24 protein-coding genes and 1 pseudogene are annotated in these 22188 nt (G+C 49.9%); 22 read left to right on the top strand and 3 right to left on the bottom strand.

Features of this window, described 5'->3' with window-relative positions:
• The first annotated feature begins 227 nt into the window (after positions 1-227).
• The 4 genes from codB (at position 228) to ACESZP_RS17080 (ending at position 4216) form a co-directional block, all read left to right on the top strand.
• Positions 228-1466 carry a cytosine permease gene (gene codB / locus ACESZP_RS17095; RefSeq protein WP_499709858.1) on the top strand — a complete coding sequence of 413 codons (1239 nt, stop codon included), beginning with the start codon at positions 228-230 and terminating at the stop codon, positions 1464-1466.
• 85 nt (positions 1467-1551) lie between these two features.
• Entirely contained in the window at positions 1552-1773 is a 222-nt protein-coding gene (locus ACESZP_RS17090; RefSeq protein ID WP_349163970.1) for a hypothetical protein, read from the top strand.
• A gap of 256 nt (positions 1774-2029) precedes the next feature.
• Positions 2030-3397 (top strand): MATE family efflux transporter, encoded by a 1368-nt coding sequence (locus ACESZP_RS17085; RefSeq protein WP_499709857.1) that lies wholly within the window; start codon positions 2030-2032, stop codon positions 3395-3397.
• Between the two features lie 240 nt (positions 3398-3637).
• On the top strand, positions 3638-4216 hold the full coding sequence (locus ACESZP_RS17080) for a methylated-DNA--[protein]-cysteine S-methyltransferase (RefSeq protein WP_499709856.1): 579 nt from the start codon (positions 3638-3640) through the stop codon (positions 4214-4216).
• On the opposite strand, the gene ACESZP_RS17075 is transcribed toward ACESZP_RS17080, so the two are convergent.
• Entirely contained in the window at positions 4135-5106 is a 972-nt protein-coding gene (locus ACESZP_RS17075; RefSeq protein WP_499709855.1) for a hypothetical protein, read from the bottom strand. The two genes, ACESZP_RS17080 and ACESZP_RS17075, sit on opposite strands and share 82 nt — an antisense overlap.
• 285 nt (positions 5107-5391) lie before the next feature.
• Here ACESZP_RS17075 and ACESZP_RS17070 point away from each other — a divergent pair, with 285 nt between their 5' ends.
• The 5 genes and pseudogenes from ACESZP_RS17070 (at position 5392) to ACESZP_RS17050 (ending at position 9482) form a co-directional block, all read left to right on the top strand.
• A complete protein-coding gene (locus tag ACESZP_RS17070) occupies positions 5392-6822 on the top strand; it encodes a response regulator transcription factor (protein ID WP_499709853.1) in 1431 nt (476 codons plus the stop codon).
• Positions 6823-6826: 4 nt separating this feature from the next.
• On the top strand, positions 6827-7870 hold the full coding sequence (locus tag ACESZP_RS17065) for a hypothetical protein (RefSeq protein WP_499709852.1): 1044 nt from the start codon (positions 6827-6829) through the stop codon (positions 7868-7870).
• The gene (locus ACESZP_RS17060; protein WP_499709851.1) at positions 7867-8970 is read left to right on the top strand and encodes a hypothetical protein; all 1104 of its coding nucleotides are present in this window, start codon (positions 7867-7869) and stop codon (positions 8968-8970) included. The genes ACESZP_RS17065 and ACESZP_RS17060 overlap by 4 nt, the downstream gene beginning before the upstream one ends.
• Positions 8971-9111: 141 nt before the next feature.
• Positions 9112-9309, top strand: a pseudogene (locus ACESZP_RS17055) (cupin domain-containing protein); the annotation flags it as partial.
• On the top strand, positions 9309-9482 hold the full coding sequence (locus tag ACESZP_RS17050; protein ID WP_499709850.1) for a helix-turn-helix domain-containing protein: 174 nt from the start codon (positions 9309-9311) through the stop codon (positions 9480-9482). The pseudogene ACESZP_RS17055 and the gene ACESZP_RS17050, both read left to right, overlap by 1 nt.
• Before the next feature lies 1 nt (position 9483).
• Here the strand turns inward: ACESZP_RS17050 and ACESZP_RS17045 are convergent, their stop codons facing one another.
• A complete protein-coding gene (locus ACESZP_RS17045) occupies positions 9484-10386 on the bottom strand; it encodes a DMT family transporter (RefSeq protein ID WP_499709848.1) in 903 nt (300 codons plus the stop codon).
• 136 nt (positions 10387-10522) lie between these two features.
• Here ACESZP_RS17045 and ACESZP_RS17040 point away from each other — a divergent pair, with 136 nt between their 5' ends.
• The 11 genes from ACESZP_RS17040 to ACESZP_RS16990 all read left to right on the top strand — a co-directional run bounded on the left by ACESZP_RS17040 (position 10523) and on the right by ACESZP_RS16990 (position 19253).
• A complete protein-coding gene (locus ACESZP_RS17040; RefSeq protein ID WP_499709846.1) occupies positions 10523-11404 on the top strand; it encodes a helix-turn-helix domain-containing protein in 882 nt (293 codons plus the stop codon).
• A 71-nt stretch (positions 11405-11475) separates the two neighbouring features.
• Positions 11476-11928 carry an 8-oxo-dGTP diphosphatase gene (locus tag ACESZP_RS17035; protein ID WP_499709845.1) on the top strand — a complete coding sequence of 151 codons (453 nt, stop codon included), beginning with the start codon at positions 11476-11478 and terminating at the stop codon, positions 11926-11928.
• Positions 11929-11996: 68 nt separating this feature from the next.
• A complete protein-coding gene (locus ACESZP_RS17030; protein WP_499709844.1) occupies positions 11997-12566 on the top strand; it encodes an LOG family protein in 570 nt (189 codons plus the stop codon).
• Between the two features lie 89 nt (positions 12567-12655).
• Positions 12656-13387, top strand: coding sequence for an AAC(3) family N-acetyltransferase (locus tag ACESZP_RS17025; RefSeq protein ID WP_499709843.1), 732 nt, complete (start codon positions 12656-12658; stop codon positions 13385-13387).
• Between the two features lie 34 nt (positions 13388-13421).
• Positions 13422-13829, top strand: a complete 408-nt coding sequence (locus tag ACESZP_RS17020; RefSeq protein ID WP_499709842.1) for a hypothetical protein — start codon at positions 13422-13424, stop codon at positions 13827-13829.
• Positions 13830-13909: 80 nt separating this feature from the next.
• Positions 13910-14539, top strand: coding sequence for a DUF3786 domain-containing protein (locus ACESZP_RS17015; protein WP_499709841.1), 630 nt, complete (start codon positions 13910-13912; stop codon positions 14537-14539).
• Between the two features lie 82 nt (positions 14540-14621).
• Positions 14622-14822, top strand: a complete 201-nt coding sequence (locus tag ACESZP_RS17010; RefSeq protein ID WP_499709839.1) for a hypothetical protein — start codon at positions 14622-14624, stop codon at positions 14820-14822.
• A gap of 17 nt (positions 14823-14839) precedes the next feature.
• Complete coding sequence (locus ACESZP_RS17005; RefSeq protein ID WP_499709838.1) at positions 14840-15076, top strand: hypothetical protein; 237 nt, start codon at positions 14840-14842, stop codon at positions 15074-15076.
• 12 nt (positions 15077-15088) lie between these two features.
• Positions 15089-17593, top strand: a complete 2505-nt coding sequence (locus tag ACESZP_RS17000; RefSeq protein WP_499709836.1) for an excinuclease ABC subunit UvrA — start codon at positions 15089-15091, stop codon at positions 17591-17593.
• A gap of 117 nt (positions 17594-17710) precedes the next feature.
• Positions 17711-17884, top strand: a complete 174-nt coding sequence (locus ACESZP_RS16995; protein WP_440323176.1) for a hypothetical protein — start codon at positions 17711-17713, stop codon at positions 17882-17884.
• 88 nt (positions 17885-17972) lie between these two features.
• On the top strand, positions 17973-19253 hold the full coding sequence (locus tag ACESZP_RS16990; protein ID WP_499709834.1) for an O-acetylhomoserine aminocarboxypropyltransferase/cysteine synthase family protein: 1281 nt from the start codon (positions 17973-17975) through the stop codon (positions 19251-19253).
• Between the two features lie 120 nt (positions 19254-19373).
• Here ACESZP_RS16990 and ACESZP_RS16985 read toward each other — a convergent pair whose 3' ends face one another.
• Positions 19374-19832 carry a DUF2798 domain-containing protein gene (locus ACESZP_RS16985; protein WP_499709832.1) on the bottom strand — a complete coding sequence of 153 codons (459 nt, stop codon included), beginning with the start codon at positions 19830-19832 and terminating at the stop codon, positions 19374-19376.
• A gap of 375 nt (positions 19833-20207) precedes the next feature.
• Between ACESZP_RS16985 and ACESZP_RS16980 the strand changes: the two genes are divergently transcribed.
• Together ACESZP_RS16980 and ACESZP_RS16975 are read left to right on the top strand one after the other, a co-directional pair.
• Positions 20208-21338, top strand: coding sequence for an LURP-one-related family protein (locus ACESZP_RS16980; RefSeq protein ID WP_499709831.1), 1131 nt, complete (start codon positions 20208-20210; stop codon positions 21336-21338).
• Positions 21339-21369: 31 nt separating this feature from the next.
• Positions 21370-22044, top strand: coding sequence for a hypothetical protein (locus tag ACESZP_RS16975; protein ID WP_499709830.1), 675 nt, complete (start codon positions 21370-21372; stop codon positions 22042-22044).
• The last annotated feature ends 144 nt before the right edge of the window (positions 22045-22188 follow it).

Genomic DNA, 22188 nt, shown 5'->3' with positions numbered 1-22188 from the left:
AAAATACATAAGGTTTTGATATTTGATAGGCGGTAAGCCTTGAAAAATCAAGGAATTTCGGAAGATTGAATTTTTAATCAGAATTTTAAAATCAGGACGGACTGATACAAGGGGTTCCGCCCTGATTTTTTAAGGTAGCAGAATTTCAAGGGCAGAAGCCGTTTCTGCTTGCAGGATAAGGCTTCTGCCCTTGAAATTTCTAACAATAAAAAACAGGAGATGAAAAAATGAGTAAAGTGAAAGAGAAAAAAGACGTAGACTACGCGGAGCAGGCAGTCCCCGAGGAGGGCCGCAAGGGCTTCGTGACCATGTTCATGATTATGTTGGGCTTTACCTTCTTTTCCGCAAGCATGTGGGTAGGTCAGCAGCTGGCAGCAGGCGAGAATTTCTGGGAGTTCCTGGGCTCCTTGATTCTGGGAGGCTGCATTCTGGGATTGTATACAGGGCTTCTGGGCTATGTGGGCGCCAAGACCGGTCTCAGCATGGATTTGCTGGCGAGAAAGGCCTTCGGTGAGAAGGGCTCCTATCTGTCCTCCGCTATGATCAGTTTTACCCAGATCGGCTGGTTTGGCGTAGGTGTGGCCATGTTTGCCATCCCGGTTGCCAATCAGTTCTTAGGTGACAGTAAGATAGCCATGTGGGCGCTGATTATTCTGGCCGGTGGTTGTATGACCGCGTCCGCTTATTTCGGAATCGAATCTCTGACCATCATCAGTTATATTGCCGTTCCGGCGGTAGCAGTTCTCGGAACCATCGCTATGGTGATGGCGGTGGCACAGGGCGAGGGAACTATCGTGGATCAGTTTGCAGTATCCAGCGGTACCTTAAGTGTAGTCGGCGGCGCAGGCCTGGTAGTCGGCTCCTTCGTATCGGGCGGAACGGCCACGCCGAATTTTACCCGGTTCGCCAAGGATGCCAAGACCGGAACCATCGCGACGGTTGTGGCTTTCTTTATCGGTAACTCCCTGATGTTCTTCTTCGGCGCCATCGCCTATATTTTCGTAGGCGGAAATGATATCTTCGAGGTCATGCTGCGTCTGAATCTGTTTTACCTGGCAATTCTGGTGCTGGGCCTGAACATCTGGACCACCAACGATAACGCTCTGTACACCTCCGGACTGGGTCTGGCAAATATTTTCCATCAGAAGAAAAAGCCCATGGTTCTGGTGGCCGGTATCATCGGAACGCTGCTTTCCGTATGGCTGTACTACAACTTCTGCGGCTGGCTGAACATTCTGAACTGTACTCTGCCGCCGGTGGGTATCATTCTGGTGCTGTCTTATTTTATGAACAAGAAAGACTACGAGGACGAACACGCGCCGCTGGCTGCTGTGAACTGGTTTGCGGTGATCGGTGTCATCGCAGGCGCCGTTGTGGCAAATGTGCTGTCCTGGGGTATTGCGTCCATCAATGGTATGGCGGTGGCAGCACTGCTGTATGTGATTGGACAGAAGGTGATTAAATAAAAAAATTTAGTGAAAATGTCTTTTGATTCCCGGCGAAAGATTGGCTATAATAAAGACATCAATCTTTGAAAAGGAGACCGACATCATGAAAGAGTATGAAATTTTAGTAGAAACTATGAATCCCTGCGGCGGAGCTTCCCATGCCAAGAAAGAATTTATCGAGGCAGAGGCCGAGAGCCCGGAAAGCTATGTGCGGGAGCATGGCAAATACCCGATTCTGGAGACCATCGAGAATCCGAACGGAGATGTGACGATCATTACCGGAGATTCCAAGGGATATCTCATTCGCTATACTTTTAGTGAGTAAAAAGCAATGTCTGAAAGCTCAGTAGCATAAGCTGTAAAAGAAAAAAGAAGATTATTTGTTTGACTTTTGGTAAAATAACAAATATAATAATTAATCGAACGAGTAGCAGACCTGCGTAAATCCAGTTTCCTGCTGCTCGTTTTTGTATTTTAAAATCAGATAACGTCATGAAAAAAGTGTGTAGCTTAATAGCGTAAGTCCGGCTTATGAGATAGGCGCGCACTTTTTTTATGCAAAAAAGGAGGATTTAATTTAAATGGCAGAAAGTAACAGAATGAAAGAAATGCCGGTAAAGAAGCTGATGCTGCAGATGGGCGTGCCTATGATCCTGTCTATGGCATTGCAGGCCGTCTACAATATCGTTGACAGTGCCTTTGTGGGAAATATGAGTGTGGGAAGCGAAGCAGCGTTAAATGCACTGACACTGGTATTCCCGGTTCAGATGTTGATGGTGGCCGTGGGCGTCGGAACAGGTGTGGGAACCAATGCGCTTCTGGCCATGACGCTGGGACAGGGAAATCAGAAAAAGGCTGCGAAGATAGCCGGAAACAGCCTGTTTTTGGGTGTGGTGATTTACGTGGTATGTCTGCTGTTTGGAATCTGTGGTGTAAAAACCTATATTTCTTCGCAGACTGTCGAGCCGGAAGTCATTGCCATGGGAACTGGCTATCTGCGAATCTGCTGTATTCTTTCCGTGGGAATTATTTTCTTCTCCATACTGGAAAAGCTGCTGCAGGCCACGGGACGCTCCCTGTATTCGACCATCGGTCAGATCACGGGAGCCGTGATCAATATCATTCTGGACCCGATCATGATTTACGGACTTGGCCCGGTTCCGGAAATGGGCGTGCGGGGAGCAGCTTACGCCACAGTCATCGGGCAGATGGCATCGGCAGTACTGTTATTGGTATTTCATCTGAAGTTAAATCGGGAATTTGCCCATGGAATGAAGTATCTAAAGCCGGAGGGCAGAATCATAAAGGAAATCTACGCCATCGGACTTCCGGCCATCATTGCCCAGGCGCTCATGTCCCTGATGGTCTATGTCATGAACCTGATTCTGAAATTCAGTCCGTCGGCCCAGACGGCGTACGGGCTGTTCTATAAGGTGCAGCAGTTTGTACTGTTCCTGGCCTTCGGACTCAGAGACGCGATTACGCCGATCGTGGCGTTCGCCTATGGTATGGGAGAGAAAAAGAGAATCCGGGACGGAATCCGGTATGGTCTGATCTATACAGCGGCATTGATGATCTTCGGAACCCTGATTACCGAAGGCTTCCCGGGAGCCTTTGCGACCCTGTTTAATGCAGGGCAGTCAAGAGAAGCTTTTATTGGTGCTATGCGAGTGATTTCTGTCAGTTTTATTTTCGCAGGTATCAATGTGGCTTATCAGGGGATTTATCAGGCTCTGGAGAGCGGAATCGAGTCCCTTGTGATTTCTCTGCTTCGGCAGCTGCTTTTGATTTTGCCGCTGGCCGGAATCTTTTCTGCCTTTGTCCGGAACGGGCAGGCGCGGGTGACGCTGATCTGGTGGGCTTTTCCCATCACAGAGGTACTTGCGTGCCTGGTGGGATATGGATTCCTGAAGAAAATTCAGAAGAAAAAAGTGGAACGGCTGAGGTAGTGGTTTGTTTTCGTAAGCATCTCCGCCTGGGTTTGGCGATTTTGTGATAGTACATGAATTTAATTTGTGAAACAAATATCGTAAATTGCGATATAATCATAATACAGCGAACGGAAAGAGACAACAGAAAACCCAAAGCGGAGGCTTGAAAAAGGGCAAATATTATAGTATTGTTTGAAGTGGCACCAACGAAAGCTGGACGGATTTAGAGGCTTCATCTACATTTTTTGAGGTATAGCTATGGTATATACAGATACATACAAATCACCGCTGGGTGATATATTACTGGCCGCGGATGAAATCGGCCTGATCGGTCTGTGGTTTGAAGGACAGAAATATTTCGCCAATACGCTTCCGGGAGAACATATTTCCCGGGAAACACCTGTCCTGGCAGAAGCGAAACAATGGCTGGATATTTATTTTTCCGGGAAAGAACCGGACTTTACACCGCCGCTTCATCCCGTCGGTTCCGCATTCCGGCAGGCGGTGTGGCAGATATTATTACAGATTCCTTATGGGCAGACCATGACCTATGGTGAGATCGCCCGCAGGATGGCGGACATACAAAAGGTTCCCCATATGTCTGCTCAGGCAGTCGGCGGAGCAGTGGGGCACAACGGGGTATCCATTATCATTCCCTGCCATCGCGTGATAGGCACGGATGGCAGTCTGACAGGATATGCGGGCGGAATGGACAAAAAAGTGGCGTTGCTGGAGTTGGAGCATACGGATATCCGCTATTTCTTCAATTCTTCCCAGTCGGGACCCAGCTGCAGGCTTCCGTCGGCACTACCCAAAAAGGTGTCTCCGTTTTTATAGATGTGATCGTATCTCACATCTGCCTGATAGGTGTTTCCGTGGGAATCCCGATAATTTTCCACACCCCGGATACCATCGGTGGAATGGGCGTAAATGTGATCCATCTGTCGGCTGTGATCCTGGCAGGCCTGATTGACGATGTCCGAGGTCTCAGAAAGGTTGCGGGAAAGGTTCTGGGAAGCACGTATGGCATTCTGCTGCCGGGTCATAGCTCCCTGAAGCTGTACCTGCCGGACGCGCTGGAGCTCCTCCTCTTGAAGCGCGAAATAGAGGGGGCCATATTTCAGCTCCTTCAGGAAACGGTCAAAGACAGCCTCACAGGAGGAAGCGGCAGAGCCGGAGGAATGAGAAAGAATCAGAGCGTCAAAGGCCCGGCCCCAGTTGGAGGTATCCGGACCGCCAATGCCGTACATGGCGCCCATAAAGGCGGTTCCTTTTTTTAGAAAATCCGTAATCCGATCCCCGGAGGAAGCATTTGGATTTTTCGGAACCCGGGCGAGAATAGTAGCAAAGAAGCCCTCATAAAGCTGACCGCCTGCTGAGATCCGAAAGGCGAATTTGCCGGGAAATACGTTCGTCTGTTTCTGAAGTTTTTGGGAGGCTGTCTGCTGAAAAAGCAGAGCTTTTGGCTGCAGGGCTTCCCCGGAGACCAGATAGATCTCTGGTTCAGAAAGGGAACCCGGAAGAAGGCGTGAGACGATACCGATAATTCTTCGCCGGGCATACTGGGGAAGATCAAGCCATTGGCAGTTGCAGGCCATGGACATAGGATCTAACTGATATTCGCCTCCGGAGGCCAGTCTCGGAATCCTCAGGGAGGAAAAGATAGAAGTCCCTGGCGAGGAATCCCTGTAGAAGGCAAAGGGATAGAACAGAAGCTGGGCGGACATGTCCTGTGGAAAAACCTGAAGCCCTTTGCATACCCATAGAGGGACTCTCCTTTCAGTGGTTTTATTCTTTGGCATGATATGGTTGTATTCAGTCTAACACAGGCAGAAAAGGTCTTGCAGTTGACAAATGTATCATTTGCAACGGATCCACAGAAAAGAGGACAGAAGAGAAAAAAGAGTCTTTTGAAAGAAAAAGAACAGTTTGAGACGAATGTCACCTTGTGAAAGTGAGACTTTTGTTTATAATAAAATTATCAAAGACTGATACAAACGGAGTGAAAGTAGATGAAACTACAAAAGATAGATGGAAATGTGCTCACACTTATGCTGGCGCTGGCATTTTTCAATTTTATTTTTCTGGGAACCGAATATCAGTTTGATAATATGGCGGCTCTGGTCACAGGACCGGAGCAGGTGGTGACGGCCCAGGGCTATGTATTGGGAGCCAGCGTTCTGGGATTTCTCCTTTACCCTGCGATGGCTTCCTATAGAAAAATAAAGGAAAAGCTTCGGCAGATCCTGGTATTTGCAGGAGCCCTGGCCGGTGTGATTTGTATTTTCGTGATCTGGCAGCATACCTCTTACAGGGCGATTGTGACGGCTGGCTGCCTTTGCTTCATTCTGATGGGAATGGCCGGGAGTGCAGTACACTATTGGCTGGCGCAGAGGGCGGAGCAGGAGCGGCTGGCCAGGACAGTCGGTATCTCCTATGCAGCCGGAATTTTTCTTCAGTTTTTGAATAACAACCTGGTGAAAAACGATATGGTCGAATCGGTGGTTCTGGCTGTCTCCGCAGCCATCTTTTCGGTACTGCTTCTGAATGTGGAGGCCGGGGAACCGGAAATGGAAGAAATTCCCGGAGAAGCTGCGCCGGAGAACGCCGGAAGGGCGGGGATCTGGCTGATTCTGGCCGTGGCGCTGATTACCTGCATTTTTTCTACACTGGATGCAGCAGTGACGCTGGTACACGTGGCAGGCAGAGGGGACGTGGGACAGTGGCCCCGGCTTCTTCTGGCAGGAAGCGGACTTCTGGCGGGTATCCTGTTTGACAGCCGGGAACACCGGTATGTGAATCTTTTCATGTACTGTGTGACGGTGCTGTCGGTTCTCTGTATCGTGGTGCTGGAAAACGGAGGCTCCTTCCGGGCCGGACTGGCTGTGTTTTATCTGTCCGCCGGGTTCTTTGTGATATTCTTTACAAGTAGCTTCATGCGGCTTTCTGTCCGGATGAAATGTCCGAGGCTCTGGGCGGGACTTGGCAGGGCCGTCAATAACATCTGCGCCTTTGGTACCGGATCCCTGTCCCTGCTTCTTCTGAAATCGGGAAGTCCGGTTGTAAAAGACAGTACTCTGCTTGTATTGCTTGTATTGATTTCTATCTTGTTTTTTCTTTATTCCGGCGCGATCCGTCCGGGGGAAAGGAAAAAGGAAGCCGGTGAGAAGAAATCCGCTCAGAGAAGCGAGGAGGAACGGCTGCGGATCTTTGCCGACAGTTTTTCACTGACGGAACGGGAAAGAGAGGTGTTGAAGGTTTTGCTGGTATCAGATAAAAATGTCCAGGACATAGCAGAGGAGCTGATGATATCCCGGGCGGCGCTGTACCGGCACCTTACCAGTCTCAATGAAAAGACGGGGACAAAATCCAGAATCGGATTGGTTCAATTTTATTATCGATACGACAAGGGGATAAGGAATGAAAAGGAGAGAGAGGATTAGAGGAATGTCACTTCTGGTGGCCGCAGTCATGCTGTGGGGTTGTAGCGCACAAAAAGAGGCTGCGGATACCTATGCGGCCTATCAGGGCTACACCTGTCAGGACGGAAGCAGTCATATAAAGTATGGCCTGGAGACAGAAAACGGGATCCGGCTGCACTGCTTTTTCCAGTCCGGCTCACCGGAGTATACCGAGGATATCTACGAGCTGAAGCTTTCACCGGGAGAAGGGGAAAAGGCTTCTGTGGAGCAGGTGATCGACGGACAGGGCGTGGATTTGACCGCTTCTTTCCGGAAATTTGATTTTTCATTCTATCCGGATCGGGTTGTCATGGAGGTGGAGAGAAATACGGATCTTCTGGCCGGAGGGACTTCCGATAATCTGGAAACCGGGGAATACACGCTGACGGCTTCAGACTGGAAGCCGGGGAGCGCTCCGGCAGGAGAAAAACAGGCGGAGACAGACAGCCTGGCGCCCTGGCAGGACAGGGAGCTTGCGGCTATGGCCCGGGCGTATTATCAGAAGGAGGCAAATTTCCTTGTGCCAGAGACAGAATGCGTCGATAACGGGGACGGCACCCTTACGATTCATCTTTACGAGATGGTACAGGACGATGAAGAAACCAGCCACACGGGTACTTCCGCCTGGTATACGGTGGACGCTTATGGAAAAGGAAAGGACGATGTGTTCGGAAATGAAGTAAAGCTGCCGGAACTTTCCCTGGCAGAGCTGGCGGAATATATGGGAACTCCGTCGAAGCTGACCTACATACAGGATGCGGAAGCCCATCGGGAATGGGAGCTTACGGATGGGGCTGTAATTGCGGAGTGTCTGCAGGCAGTGAAGAAGCTGGAGATCGGAGAAGAAACTGACGAGAGAGCCTCAGACACAGGGGATACGCTGATCTTTACCTTTGCGGACGGAAGCGTCTGGAGACTGGAATTCGAAGCGGGGAATCTACGTCGAAATGAAAGGTATTATAAGACAGAAGGCTGGAACAGGATAAGGCTGCTTTTGAAGGACGAACTGGAAGGGGAGGGAATGCTATGAGATATGTGAAGAGACTTTTAGCAGTGCTTTTGGCAGGACTTTTGCTGAGCGGCTGCGGCGGAAAGACGAAGGAGGAACAGGCTCTGGTGTCCCCGGACGCTCCAAAGGCGGGGCAGGAGACTCTGGCAGCAGGAGCGGTGTCAGAACAATCTGTCGAGGAAAGCTGGACGGTAGAGCCGCTGGCGTCTGCACAGGCTCTGGTGCCTTATAGCTGTACGGAATTCAGTATGAATATTCCGGAAGGCTGGACCGTGCGATCTTCCGCCATGTATACCGGTATGTTTCACGCGATTCATGTTTTTGATCCGGAGAATCCGGTGAATCAGATTTTCTTTATGCTGAAAATGGAGCCGTTATTCCCGGATGAAAATTCCCGGGCTATGATGGCACTTTACAGTGATTTGTTTGGAAAATATCCCATTCTTACGAATGTATCGACACAGGGAGTTTTCGAAATATTCCCACAGTTTGCAGACGCAATGAATGCAACTGCTGATTATACGGATATTCAGACGCCGTACATTGCAGATTTTTCTGTAACAGAGAGTTTTGAAAGCACCCAGGGAATGAGCAGTGTCGCCATTTCTCCGGCCATTCTCCGGGCGGATTTCACCCAGGACGGAACGGCGGGAGAGGGGATGTTCACAGCGGACGTAGTACCCTTTGCCATGGGCACAGGAATGGGGTATTATTCCGTCTATAATCTGACGTTACTCAGTGCGGAAAAGGATACGTTCCAGGACTGGCAGCCCACCTTAAGTAAGAGCCTGAGCAGTCTTGCATATACGCCGGAATTCCAGAGCTTTGCCATGTCCCAGAGTAGTCAGGCGGCGGCTACCTCCCAGTCTCTCAGCCAGGCAGCCTGCGAAATGTCCGACAGCATCATGTCCTCCTGGGAAAACCGCAATAAGAGCCAGGATATTATGAGTCAGAAGCAAAGCGACGCTACCCTGGGTTATGAGCGTATTGTGGATACGGAAACCGGGGAGATCTACAAAATTGACAACGGCTTTACCGACTGGTACGACGGTTCCCGCTATAAAGCTATCGGCGACGACCAGTATACGGATTCGGTGGAAGCGGTCATTCATTGGAAATAAAACGTGTATGGAATAAGGGCTTCCGGAGCTTTGTTTCCGGGAGCCCTTATTTTGGGGTTTAGATGTTTCCGTTTTTCATGCCTTCCTCAAGAACACAGAGCAGAATAACAGCGACGAAGATGGCGGTAATTTCCCTGGCACTGGCACGAGGAGGTAGAATTTGTCTATGTCCGGGAGGGCAGTATGCGTCTGCTGACAGCAGGTCAGGAGCGGAGCTTTGAAAAGGGAGAGGGATTTTTCATCAATACCAATGTTCTTTGCAGTATGGAAAATCAGGATCATTGTCAGATCGATTCCCATTTCAAGCCTGTATGCAGAAGACGCCCTTCGAGTATTTGATGGAATACCGGATTGAGATGAGCAAAAAGCTTCTGAAGGATTCAGAGGAGACGGTAATGGAGATTGCCATGGCGACCGGATTCTCCAGCGCAGCTTATTACGGAAAGGTTTTTCGGGAAGCCTGCGGAATGACGCCTGGGGCTTATCGGAAAGAAAACAGAAGAGAACGGTAAATCATAACTGCTTTTCGGCTCCTGTCACAGATAAAAATACCGTCAGAATAATAAAACAGAATCCGCTAAGTTCCGGCAGGGAAAAGCGGGTTCCCAGAAACAGGGCGGAAAGCGCCGTGGCGGAGGCAGGTTCCAGACAGCCGATGAGGGTTGCCTTTACGGGACCGATGAGCTTGACCCCCTCCAGAAAGGCAGAGAAACCGAGAGCTGTGCCAATCAAGACGATAGCGGCAATCAAAAGCCAGGCTGTTCCATCGAGATTTTCCGGGAATATCCAGGCTTTTGTGACCACAGCCAGCACCAGACCGCCGATGAGCATACCCCAGCCGGTGACAGTCAGGTTGCCCCAGGAGGCAATGATGGGCCGGGACAGAAGAGTATATGTAACTACGCCTAAGGCGGCCAGTAGACCGAGTATCAGACCTGCAGTTGAGAGACTCATGCGGGCTGGATCGCCATTGGTGGCGATGAGAAAAGTACCGGCCATAGCCAGAAGAATTGCGAGAAGCTGCCGCCCGCTCATATGTGTCCGGCTCCACACAGCCATTAAAACAGCCATCAGGATCACGTTGAGACTTTGGAGCACCGTGGCAGTGGCAGAATTGGAATACTTGATTGCTCCGAGAAACGTATACTGACACAACAGAAGACCGATTAACGCAAAAGCCAGGAGCTGCAGGACGTCCCTGGCTTTTGCCCAGATCCGGAAGGTGTCTGATTTGGCCTTGGGAAGGGTAAGCAGAAGCAGGACGACGCCGGAGCAGACCATGCGGATAGCGGTCAGCCATTCCGAACTCAGATCATAGTTCATGAAAAGAGACTGGCTGCACACACCGGAGATACCCCAGCCGATGCTGCCAAGAGAAGCGTACAGAAAGTCTTTGGTTGTATTAAAACGATTCATTTGTCATATCCTCCATTGATTTATAGTGTTATTATATTGCGATTAATATTTCACTTATAGACTTGTGTTTGCATAAATTTATAAAAATATTGCGCTTGGGAAAAATGCATGTTATGCTTGGGACAGGAGGCGTACCATGAGAGAAAAAGTGATCAATCTGGATTCCCGGAAGCAGGAAATCATGAAGAATATTCCTGGCTTTCCCATATCCTGTTATTACAGCCGTTTTAGCCAGGACACCTACGATTATATTGACTGGCACTGGCATGTGGATTTTCAGTTCTGTCTGACGGTGCGTGGAACGGTTCTTTGGAGTACCGAGTCATGCCGAGATGCGGTTTCGGAGGGAAAAGCGATATTTATCAATTCCCAACGAACCCATATGGCGAAGCCACTCGGAAAAGAAGCAGCTTTCTTTTGTGTAAACTTTTCACCGGATTTTATCTGCCCGGTCCGGGAGGAAAGCCTGTATGAAAACAGTGTGCTTCCGGTGCTGCAGGGTCCGGCATTGAACCGGAAGGTGATAGATTGTCATACGGTACGTGGCGCGGAAATTCTGGATATTCTGACGGAAATGGCGAGAACCTTTGATGCGAAAGAGGATGGTTATCAGTTCGATCTTATGGGAAATGTGTTCAAAATCTGGAAGCGGATGCGGACGCTTCTGGATGGGGAACTGACGCAGCAGATGGACACAGTGGATATTCGATTTCAGAACATGTTGACGTATTTGCAGAAGCATTACGCTGTGGAATTCAGCCTGGATGCGGTAGCAGATTATATTGGTCTCAGCCGGAGCGAGTGCTGCCGCTATTTCAAAAAGCAGTCGGGACAGACCATTTCCGATTATCTGCTTCAGTACCGGATTCACAAAAGTATGAATCTGCTGACCGGGACAGACACGGGGATTGCAGAGGTGGCGCAGGCCTGTGGCTTTTCCAGCCAGAGCTACTATACGAAAAGATTCCGTGAGCTGACAGGAATGACGCCGAAGCAGTATCGGTTACGGCAAGGCTAATCAGCCTGAATTTCATTGCGATACGTGAAAGTAAGGGCTATAATGTAAGAAAATGCAAAAGAGGAGAGATTATGGCAGGAATCGAAAAAGCAGTCTTTATGAATATGTGCATGATCTATGACGAACATGGACGGGTTCTGGCTCTGGATAAAGTAAGCAAAAGCTATGGGGGAACTACATTTCCGGGCGGGCATGTGGAGCCGGGCGAGACCTTTCGGGAATCGGTGATCCGGGAAATCCGGGAAGAGACCGGGCTGACCATTCAAAATCCGAGGCTGACGGGTATCTATCACTGGATGGAAGGCGATGTGCGGAATGTTGGGCTCCTTTATAAGACCAATGAATTTGAGGGCGAACTGATTTCCTCGGAGGAAGGGCATGTGTACTGGATCTCCGGAGAGGAATTTCTGAAGAAGCCGCTGGCAGCCGGGATGGAACAGGTGTGGCAGATGATGCACGCCGATCATGCCATGGAATGCCTTCAGATTTTAACGGAAGATGGAATTCTTACAAAGATGCAATAGCAGTCAAGCGGTTTTTTCACGCATTTTTTGAAAAGGTTGCGGAAGAACAGGAATAGAGAGGATAGAATATGAAGATAACCGTTTATCTGGGGGCAAATGAAGGAAATGATCCGGCTTTAAAAACGGCTGTACAGGAGCTGGGAAGCTGGATTGGGGAAAGCGGCAATACGCTGGTATATGGCGGTTCCAGAACCGGCCTGATGGGCGAACTGGCAGACAGTACGCTTGCAGCAGACGGAAGGGTAATCGGAATTGAAGCCCAGTGCTTTGTGGACGAGGACGTGCAGCATGAAGGCCTGACGGAGCTTCATGTGACGTCCACCATGGCGGAGCGGAAGGCGAAAATGATAGAGCTTGGAGATGCCTTTCTCGCCTTTCCGGGCGGCACCGGAACCCTGGAGGAGATTGCGGAGGTCATGTCAAAGGTATCCTTAAAGCAGCTTGACGCGCCCTGTATTCTCTACAACCTGAACGGGTACTATGACAGCCTGAAGGCATTGCTTGAACATATGATTGCAAAGGGGCTTTCTTCCGGAGAACGGCAGCAGGGCATTTATTTTGCGGGGAATCTGTCAGAAATTCAAGAGATTCTGGGAACCACGTTTAAGCTGACGGTGAACGGGCGGAAGGTTTTGTAGGGGATAGCGTTGATTTCAAGACATGAAGGGGGATTGGAATGCAGGTTATCCTGAAAGATGAAATAATCCAAAAATTAAAGGAAGTTGGTTTGAAAAACGGAGATACCGTAATGGTTCATACTTCCCTGGGAAAGATGGGGTATGTCTGCGGCGGCGCACAGGCTGTGATTGAGGCGCTAATGGAAGTGGTTGGAGATTCCGGAACAATCATGATGCCCACACAGTCATGGAAAAATCTGGATCCGGAAACTGGCGTTCATTGGGAGGCAGATCAAAAGGACTGGCAGCTCATTCGGGACAACTGGCCGGCTTATGACAAAAATCTGACCCCGACCAATACGATGGGTGCTGTTGCGGAAATGTTCCGGCAGGTGTCCGGCAGTGTCCGGAGCGACCACCCGGCTCGGTCTGTGTGCGCGTGGGGCAGATATGCGGAATATCTGACGAAGGATCACGATCTGTCCAACATCTTTGGAGATGGATCTCCGATTGGAAGGCTTTATGAGCTGGACGAGAAGGTTCTGCTGATTGGTACGGGGTATGATAAGAATACGTCTCTTCACCTGGCAGATGCGCGCGCGGAATATCCGGGCAAGCATACCTATGTGGAACACAGCGCAGTGTCAGAAGCGGGGAAAAGAGTCTGGAAAGCCTACGAAACCCTGTTTGTGGATGGCAATGATTTTGAAAAAATCGGAGAGGATTATGAGAAAGCGTATGCGGTTCCTGGGGTTCAGATTGGAAATGCACTTGTCAGGCTGATGTATCAGAGAGAGCTTGTGGATTTTGCGGTGAAATGGATGGAGAAAAACAGGGCGTGAAAACGTGTATCAGTCAACTAAGGAGGAGTTATTCATGGAGGTATATAAGAAAAGCTACACCGGGTTTGTGATCTGGCTCATCGGATTCTGTGTGTTCACAGTAGGCGCGTGTTTTCTGCCAAATCTTAGCACACAGCTCACGCTGGCTGTCGTAGATAATGCGTGCACCATCGGTATCTTTATCTTGACCTTTCTGATTTATCAGACAGAGTATGTCTACTGGTACAACGGTACCAGCTACGAGGAAGCCAAAGCCGCAGGCAGTGAGCGGAGAAAGGCATTTGCCCTGGCGCATATGAAGCGGTTCGCGTATTTTGCGTTGGCGTTTCTGGTGTATACGGTAGTGTCGCTTATGCTTGGAATTCCCTATGGATTTGATATAGTGATTGCCTGTGTGGGAATTTTGATTGTGGCGCTCAGTACTCTGAAAATAAAGTTATAAAAGAGAGCATAGCTTTGGCAAGCTTTTTCCAGGAAAGGTGCAGAAACGGGAAGGGCTTAATGTAGGAAAGGATGAAACAAATGGCATCAAACTATGACAAACAGGTTGATATCGGAAAGAGTTATTTTTTGAAATATGATCAGGAAAAGTTAGCAGTGAAATTCCATCTGGAAATGGATGAGCGGTATCTGTACCTGACCTATATCGGGACACCCTGCCGCATCGAGCGGGCCACCGGTACGGTCTATGAGAAGAATGGGGAGGCATATACAGAGTGCCGTTCCTACGAGACCGTCATGACCATCTACGACATGCTCTGCCACAGTTCAGAGCCGGAGCTTCCGCCCCTCGGTGGAAAATGGACGCTGGTGGCGAATTTTGCAGCAGCAGGAGCAAGCCCCAGCGCGGATATTTTCTCACAGAAATACGCCGATTATTTTTCCGGAAAAGTGGAAGAATTAAAACAATCCTGCATCCGCCTGGGCGGTCAGATAAAGCCCAGGCTGGCAGGCGCGGACGTGACGGCAGAGATCCCCGCATTTTCATTTTTCCCGGTTTTGATTCAATTCTGGGACGCCGATGATGAATTCCCGGCACAGATCAAAATCATGTGGGACGATCAGACCATGCGGTATCTGAATTTTGAGACGACATACTATTTACAGGGCGATCTGCTGGAACGGTTAAAAATAATTGCGGCAAAATCATGAAATGACAAAAATGCGAAGAAACGAGATGGCATGATGAATAACTGCACGCCACATTCTCGTTACTTCGGAATGGGAGGGGAGAATGCAGACGAAGGAAAATAAATTTACCGGTTTTTCCGGAAACCAGTTGAAAGTATTTGCCATCCTGGCCATGGCTCTTGACCATCTGGCCTGGACCCTTTGGCCGGGCTACGATAACAAGGCCTGTTGGCGTTTCCGTCTGACTGGTCCTGTTTTCCGGTCTTATGTTCCATGCATATCTACAACAACCGTGGAAATCTGAGAAAACAGGTGCTTGGGATGCTGGCTTACATTTTCATGTATGTGCTGGTATGGTGTCTCTGCATCGACGTGGTATATGGTCTGCTGCAATATGGTATCATCCTTGTGTGGCCGTTTATGTATTACTATAATGGAACCAGGGGAAACTGGAAAGGCATGAAGTGGTTTTTCTACTGGTTTTATGTGGGGCATCTGGTATTGACGGGTCTGCTTCGCGTTTATCTCTATGGAAACGGTTCCACCATTATCGGATAAAAGGGGAAATAAATGAAAGAATTGCATACAGCGCCTGCGTGCATCCGGGTGCGTGGCGCAAGAGTACACAATTTGAAAAATATCGACGTGGACGTGCCTCTGAATAAAATCGTGGGAATCGCAGGTGTCTCCGGTTCAGGGAAATCTTCTCTGGCTCTGGGCGTTCTGTACGCGGAAGGCTCCAGGCGTTACCTGGAATCCCTGTCTACCTACACAAGGCGGCGTATGACAGGCGCAGCCAAGGCCCAGGTGGACGAGGTTCTGTATGTCCCTGCGGCATTGGCTCTTCATCAGCGGCCCGGCGTTCCGGGCATCCGAAGTACCTTCGGTACCGGAACAGAACTTCTGAATTCCTTAAGACTGATGTATTCGAGACTTGCAAGCCACCGCTGTCCGAATGGCCATTATGTGGCGCCAAGCCTTGCGGTAGCGGCCGGTTCTGAGCTGATTTGTCCGGAATGCGGCGAGCATTTCTATGCGCCGTCGGCGGAAGAGCTGTCCTTCAATTCCCAGGGGGCATGCCCGAAATGTGGCGGTACCGGAAGTGTTCGTACGGTAAATCTGGACACGCTGGTGCCCGATGAGTCCCTGACCATTGACGAGGGTGCGGTGGCTCCCTGGAATAGCCTCATGTGGTCCCTGATGACCGATGTGTGCCGGGAAATGGGCGTGCGTACCGATGTGCCTTTCCGGGATCTGACGGAAAGGGAAAAAGAGATCGTTTACCACGGTCCGGCGGAGAAAAAACACATTTTTTATAAAGCAAAGAAGACCAATCAGGCGGGAGAACTGGATTTTACTTATTTTAACGCAGTCTATACCGTAGAAAATGCTCTTGCGAAGGTAAAGGATGATAAGGGCATGAAGCGGGTAGAGCGTTTTCTAAAAGAAGAAATCTGTCCGGAATGCGGTGGAAGCAGACTTTCCGGACGGGCCAGAGCACCGAAGCTTCGCGGCATCGGGTTAGAGGCGGCCTGTCGGATGACCCTTGGGGAGCTGGCGGACTGGGTGGACGGTGTGCCTGCATCTCTGCCAAAAGAGATGCGCTCCATGGCCGAAAGCATCTGCGAGTCCTTCCGGAGCGCGGCAAGGCGTCTGATGGATCTGGGACTTTCTTACCTGTCACTGGATCGGGCGGCTTCGACGCTGTCTACCGGAGAGCGTCAGCGGATGCAGCTGGCCAGAGCCGTCCGGAACCGAACCACCGGCGTGCTCTACGTGCTGGACGAGCCATCTATCGGTCTGCATCCTTCCAATATCGTCGGACTGAATGCAGTGATGCAGGATCTGATCGCCGATGGTAATTCAGTCATTCTGGTGGACCATGATATCCAGATCCTTGCAGAATCCGACTGGATTATCGAGATGGGACCGGAGGCAGGCGCAGGTGGGGGACACGTGATTGCCGAGGGCAGTATCCCGGAGATTGTGGCAAATCCGGCTTCCATGATTGGTCCGTTTTTGTCAGGAAAGGCAGACAGCCGGATACGCTGCCAGGCGGCAGAAACAGACTTGTTTTCTCTGGGAAAGATCCATCTTTCCACGGCGCAGATTCATACGGTAAAACCATTGGAAACAGACATTCCCAAAGGCAGGCTGACAGTCGTAACCGGCGTATCCGGTTCCGGAAAAACTACCATGGTACTGGAAAGTCTGGTACCGGGTCTGCAGGCTGTGACAGCCGGAACCAAGCTGCCGGAGCATGTGAAAGGGATTTCAGCCGAAGGCATCTCCCATGTAAAGCTTATCGATGCCACGCCCATCGGGATCAATGTACGCTCTACCGTGGCCACCTATGCCAACGTCCATGATGAACTACGGAAGGTATTTGCCAGGACGGCAGACGCAAAAAGAGACGGTTATAAAGCAGGCGATTTCTCCTACAATACAGGGGCGCTGCGTTGCCCAATCTGCGATGGCACCGGAGAAATCAGCCTGGATGTGCAGTTCCTTCCGGATGTGGATATCCCTTGTACTGAGTGCGGCGGATCCCGGTACAGGAAAGAGACCTGGCAGATTCGGTATGAAACGAAATCAGGAAAGCAGTATTCCTTGCCGGAGCTTATGGAAATGGATGTGCATACGGCGCTGGAGGCCACGAAAGATCTGAAGACTGTTCATCAGCGCTTGGAGGTTCTGGAAAAGCTGGGGCTGGGCTATCTGACCCTGGGCGAGGAGACGCCAAGCCTGTCCGGCGGCGAAGCCCAGCGTCTGAAGCTGGCCAGTGAGATGGGGAAAGGACAGTCTGATTCGGTCTTTGTCTTCGATGAACCCACCATCGGCCTGCATCCGCTGGACGTCCGGATTCTGTTGCAGGTCTTCCAGACCCTGGTGGACAATGGCGCTACGGTGCTGGTTATCGAACACGATCTGGATGTGATCCGGAACGCCGATTATATCATTGATATGGGGCCGGGCGGCGGTGAAGCCGGAGGATGCATTGTAGCTGCCGGTACGCCCGCGCAGGTGGCAGCCAATCCGGAAAGTGTGACCGGAAAATATATGCAGGAAAAATAAAGCCAGAAAACGGCAGACATAAGAATACAAAAGCAGGGGACAATAGCTGTGTCACAGAAAATACAGCGGATTGTCCCTTTTTCATGATTTTTCTTATAGATAACAGGAGGTTCTGCCATGCGAAAACCGAACGAGCAGCTCATTGATTCCTATGATTATCTGTCCAATGCCGCATCAGCCCAGGACTGTACGGGACTGATTCCAAGCGGGGTGAAGGATGTGGACGAGTTGGAGGCCTACAACGAGCTCTATCATTACCGCCCGCCGCAGATCAAAAAGCGACAGAAATAAGCAAAACATGTGTTCTCCATCTTTACAGGTATGCAAAATAGGTGTAACATAGAAGCCATGAAAATGAAAGTAAAGGCGGAGAATACACATGGATTATTCATTAAACACCAAATGCGTACAGGCCGGTTACACACCGGGAAACGGAGAACCGAGACAGATTCCGATTATTCAGTCTACCACTTATAAGTATGACACCAGCGAGGATATGGGAAAGCTTTTTGATCTGGAAGCGGAAGGCTATTTCTATTCCAGACTGCAGAACCCTACCAATGATTATGTGGCAGCGAAGATCACGGCCCTGGAGGGCGGTACGGCAGGTATGCTGACCTCATCCGGACAGGCGGCGAACTTCTTCGCCCTGTTTAATATCTGCGAGGCAGGCAGCCATATCGTGGCGTCTTCCTCCATCTACGGCGGTACCTATAACCTGATTGACGTGACCCTGAAGAAAATGGGCGTGGAATCCACCTTCGTGGCCCCGGACTGCACAGAGGAAGAACTGAACGCGGCGTTTCGGGATAATACCCGGGCGGTATTCGGAGAGTCCATTGCCAATCCGGCCCTGACAGTACTGGATATCGAAAAATTCGCAAAGGCGGCCCACGCTCACGGCGTACCGCTCATTGTGGACAATACCTTCCCGACGCCGGTAAATCTGCGGCCTTTTGCGTGGGGCGCGGATATCGTAACTCATTCTACCACAAAATACATGGACGGCCACGGCGCGGCTCTGGGCGGCGCAATCATCGACAGCGGTAAGTTTGACTGGATGGCCCACGCGGAAAAGTTCCCGGGCTTATGTACTCCGGATGAGTCTTATCACGGCGTCACCTATGCAGAGAAATTCGGCAAAGAGGGCGCATTTATCACGAAATGCACCTCCCAGCTCATGCGGGATCTGGGCTGTGTCCAGTCTCCCCAGAACGCCTTTATCCTGAATCTGGGTCTGGAGTCCCTGCATGTGCGGATGCCCCGCCATGTGGAAAACGGCCAGGCTGTAGCGGAATTTCTGGAGCAGCATGAGAAGGTAGAGTTTGTCAATTATCCGACTTTGCCCACCAACAAGTATTATGAGCTGGCGAAGAAATATCTGCCGAACGGCGGCTGCGGCGTGGTTTCCTTCGAACTAAAGGGTGGAAGAGAAGCGGCGGAAAAATTTATGAAAAACCTGAAGCTGGCGGCCATCGAGACCCATGTGGCGGACGCCCGCACCTGCTGTCTGAATCCGGCCACATCCACCCACAGACAGATGAACGATGAACAGCTGGCCGCTGCCGGGGTTCCGGCCGGACTCATCCGGATTTCCTGCGGACTGGAGGATAAGAAGGATCTGATTGCGGATATTGCCCAGGCGCTGGATGCGATTTAATGCAATAGAATTCAATTTTTGTGAAAAATAGTCTGTATTTGCAACTGTTTCTCAGAAATGGTGCAGATACAGACTATTTTATGCAAGGGGAAAATCCTTTGGAATCCCATTCAATATCACTTATTTCTCCGGGAACACTTTCCGGAAAATCAGCCGGATAAACGGTCCGCAGTACATCAGCTGCCAGAAGAAAGCCACCGGAAAATTCATGAAAGTGGTCTGCAGCCAGACAGCGATAAACTGAGATCCGGCGTTTTTGAACAGCAGGGTTGCGATCAGACTCATGACCGGACACATGATGCAGATAATCATGACAGAGATAGCCAGCGTGATAACGATCGGGCGATCCTGCGGCGTTACCATGCGGAAAGCGAGCTTGTGAGCCAGGTTATCAACCACAAAGAACTCCAGGATAAAAGCTATCGGCCACATGATGACCATTTCATGAAAAGCCATCAGAAAGACCTGATTGCTCATTTCTCCGATATTCAGGGAAATGTTGTAGCAGATCATGGCATAGACCATGAGGAAAGCCATCATAAGAGTGAAAATGACATTTTGAAATTTTGTTTTTGGCATAAAATTGTTCTCCTTTTCGAAAAATGGGTACAAAAAAGACACATGTGTTGTTCGTTATCAAGAGCGAAGCGCTTGTGTCGTTTCCAATTCTATACCAGTTCTGATTTGTTCTGTGAAATTGTCCGCCGCTTATTATACGGAAAAAGGGATTCAAATGTCAAGAAAAAATTATGACAAATTACTTTTACATGTTACACATTATACTTTGGAAAATAAATATGGAAGGAATAATAGAATTTACAAATTATCCATAAACTGGTAAAATAATAGCGCCGAACTGTGCCGAATGGTTGCAGTTGGCACTATTTTTAGCATTACTTTTGAGACATACAGTCCCAGATAATTTGGGCAGGATAGACAAAGGAGGGGAAGCTCATGTCAGAGGAAAGAATGAAATTCAGTGATATGTCGGCGAGCCTGAAGCTGCGTTACGTGATTTACCGGCTTCTGAGCCTGGCAGTGATCGTGGCCGGAGCCATGTTTATTGTGAAAGGCTATTACAGCAGGTTTTTCATCAGTGTAGGTGCGGTAATTCTGATTATCGGCGTCGCCATGTGGATGATGGCGTCACCGGACAGCTATAACTCGTCCACGGATATGGTACAGATGATTGCCATGGATCGTCCCCGGAAAATTGAAGAGTTTTACGAGGCCTATAAAGATGTGCCCACACCTCTGGGATCCTGCTATCTGGCAAAGTTCCTCACCATGAGACGGCCCGCATTGGCTTTTGGCCCCAGCAGCGAGGGAGATTACCTGTATTTCTGGCTGACCGGCGACGGCAATCTGGGTTATATCGGTTATTCGTTTCTGACAAGTATGATAAAAGAGAGAATCACGGAGCCCCTGCATCCGTTAAATGAGGATTTCGGAACCAATGCTGCGGCCTATATCTGTTATCATTCGGATATTATGCTGATGCAGAAGGGACTTAAGAAAAGCATGGAGCATTTCGTAAAGACGGGAGAGGTACTTCCGGTGCTGGAGTCTAGGCCTTCCACAGTTTACACCTTTACTGAGGATTTCAAGCTCATGGGACAGCGCTTTGATCTGCGGGACGAAGATGGAGAACTGATTTACCATATCGAGGGAACCATGCCCCTGAAGCAGTTTTACATCTATGACGCCCAGGATACCGAGATTTTCCGGATCGAAAAACAAATTCTCCACGCCCTTCCCACCTACGATTTCTATTACCGGGGAGAGGAGTACGGCAGACTGGAAAAGAAGTTTCAGCTGATCAGGGATACCTTTACCATGAATGTCAAAGAGGGTAAGCTGGTGCTGCGGGAGTACGCAGGTTCCCTGGGGCATAATTTCTTCGTTCTGCTGAATGACCGGATGCTGGGCAGTATCATGGAGAATCTGGAGTTCACCCTGGAAAATGTAGTCTTTGACAATTCCGTGGTTATCTGCTATGAGGAGCAGTATTTGCCTCTGCTGACCGTCATGGCCATTATGGTAGCGCGGGAGATTGCGAGAGACGACGAGAAGGAGAACGCATAGTTCTGAAACATTTCCGATAAAGGAGAATGCTATGAAAAGAAAGATACAGTTTGGTGCAGCCTTCATTTCGGCGGTGCTGCTTCTGGCCGTGACGGGCTGCGGAAGTTCAAAGGAGGAGCTGCCGCCCACGGAGGAAGGACAGGAGGCTCTTCAAAATGCCAGTGTTCTTACCATGAAAGGGGATCTGGACGATATTGTGGCGGATTCGGACATCTGGGCGGACGGACAGGCAGCCGGACACATTCAGGAGCGGGGCTTCTGGAACACCAAATACACCATCAGCACCGGCAGTGACGAACCCTGGTTTTACCTGCGCTATGTGACCGACGAGCCCATCAACGATGTGGAAGGGGTCATCAGCGGTAACACCTACGGCTACTATGACATGAATGATAACTGTCTGGGTTACGCCCAGGAACAGATTCTGGAAACGGATACCCTGGAAAGGGACTGGTATACGGTATTCATGGACGCAGACGGCAATCCAAAAGATTATCTGGCGGATGACGATATCATGCGGATCTTTGATTACGATGGAAATGTGATTGCCACGGGCAGTTTTTCCTTTGGCGGATTCTTCCATTATGATGAGTATACCATTGAGGTGAAGGAGGAAGAAGGAAGCGAATTAAAGATGGATTTCGGAGACAAGATGTGCGCGTTCCTGAGGATCCGTTATAAGGTCAACAGTGATTATGGCGGCTAAGGCAGGGGACTGTTTTGGAAAATAGAAAGTGAAATAATAAAAACGGCTGAATGGATCTGCTGCAGGATTGATATGTACCCTCTTTACTGGACAAAATCCAGTAAGGAGGGTTATTTTATGCACTATTCACCTGAATACAAATTA

It is taken from the genome of Candidatus Dorea massiliensis AP6, assembly GCF_964245105.1.
Taxonomy (GTDB): Bacteria; Bacillota; Clostridia; order Lachnospirales; family Lachnospiraceae; genus Laedolimicola; species Laedolimicola intestinihominis.
Note: the sequence above shows the minus strand (reverse complement) of the source record. Positions and strands in the feature narration are given on the sequence as shown.

Coding starts and splice junctions, on each gene's coding strand:
- codB (WP_499709858.1), top strand. CDS start 228: ATGAGTAAAGTGAAAGAGAAAAAAGACGTAGACTACGCGGAGCAGGCA.
- ACESZP_RS17090 (WP_349163970.1), top strand. CDS start 1,552: ATGAAAGAGTATGAAATTTTAGTAGAAACTATGAATCCCTGCGGCGGA.
- ACESZP_RS17085 (WP_499709857.1), top strand. CDS start 2,030: ATGGCAGAAAGTAACAGAATGAAAGAAATGCCGGTAAAGAAGCTGATG.
- ACESZP_RS17080 (WP_499709856.1), top strand. CDS start 3,638: ATGGTATATACAGATACATACAAATCACCGCTGGGTGATATATTACTG.
- ACESZP_RS17075 (WP_499709855.1), bottom strand. CDS start 5,106: ATGTCCGCCCAGCTTCTGTTCTATCCCTTTGCCTTCTACAGGGATTCC.
- ACESZP_RS17070 (WP_499709853.1), top strand. CDS start 5,392: ATGAAACTACAAAAGATAGATGGAAATGTGCTCACACTTATGCTGGCG.
- ACESZP_RS17065 (WP_499709852.1), top strand. CDS start 6,827: ATGTCACTTCTGGTGGCCGCAGTCATGCTGTGGGGTTGTAGCGCACAA.
- ACESZP_RS17060 (WP_499709851.1), top strand. CDS start 7,867: ATGAGATATGTGAAGAGACTTTTAGCAGTGCTTTTGGCAGGACTTTTG.
- ACESZP_RS17050 (WP_499709850.1), top strand. CDS start 9,309: ATGGAATACCGGATTGAGATGAGCAAAAAGCTTCTGAAGGATTCAGAG.
- ACESZP_RS17045 (WP_499709848.1), bottom strand. CDS start 10,386: ATGAATCGTTTTAATACAACCAAAGACTTTCTGTACGCTTCTCTTGGC.
- ACESZP_RS17040 (WP_499709846.1), top strand. CDS start 10,523: ATGAGAGAAAAAGTGATCAATCTGGATTCCCGGAAGCAGGAAATCATG.
- ACESZP_RS17035 (WP_499709845.1), top strand. CDS start 11,476: ATGGCAGGAATCGAAAAAGCAGTCTTTATGAATATGTGCATGATCTAT.
- ACESZP_RS17030 (WP_499709844.1), top strand. CDS start 11,997: ATGAAGATAACCGTTTATCTGGGGGCAAATGAAGGAAATGATCCGGCT.
- ACESZP_RS17020 (WP_499709842.1), top strand. CDS start 13,422: ATGGAGGTATATAAGAAAAGCTACACCGGGTTTGTGATCTGGCTCATC.
- ACESZP_RS17015 (WP_499709841.1), top strand. CDS start 13,910: ATGGCATCAAACTATGACAAACAGGTTGATATCGGAAAGAGTTATTTT.
- ACESZP_RS17010 (WP_499709839.1), top strand. CDS start 14,622: ATGCAGACGAAGGAAAATAAATTTACCGGTTTTTCCGGAAACCAGTTG.
- ACESZP_RS17005 (WP_499709838.1), top strand. CDS start 14,840: ATGCTGGCTTACATTTTCATGTATGTGCTGGTATGGTGTCTCTGCATC.
- ACESZP_RS17000 (WP_499709836.1), top strand. CDS start 15,089: ATGAAAGAATTGCATACAGCGCCTGCGTGCATCCGGGTGCGTGGCGCA.
- ACESZP_RS16995 (WP_440323176.1), top strand. CDS start 17,711: ATGCGAAAACCGAACGAGCAGCTCATTGATTCCTATGATTATCTGTCC.
- ACESZP_RS16990 (WP_499709834.1), top strand. CDS start 17,973: ATGGATTATTCATTAAACACCAAATGCGTACAGGCCGGTTACACACCG.
- ACESZP_RS16985 (WP_499709832.1), bottom strand. CDS start 19,832: ATGCCAAAAACAAAATTTCAAAATGTCATTTTCACTCTTATGATGGCT.
- ACESZP_RS16980 (WP_499709831.1), top strand. CDS start 20,208: ATGTCAGAGGAAAGAATGAAATTCAGTGATATGTCGGCGAGCCTGAAG.
- ACESZP_RS16975 (WP_499709830.1), top strand. CDS start 21,370: ATGAAAAGAAAGATACAGTTTGGTGCAGCCTTCATTTCGGCGGTGCTG.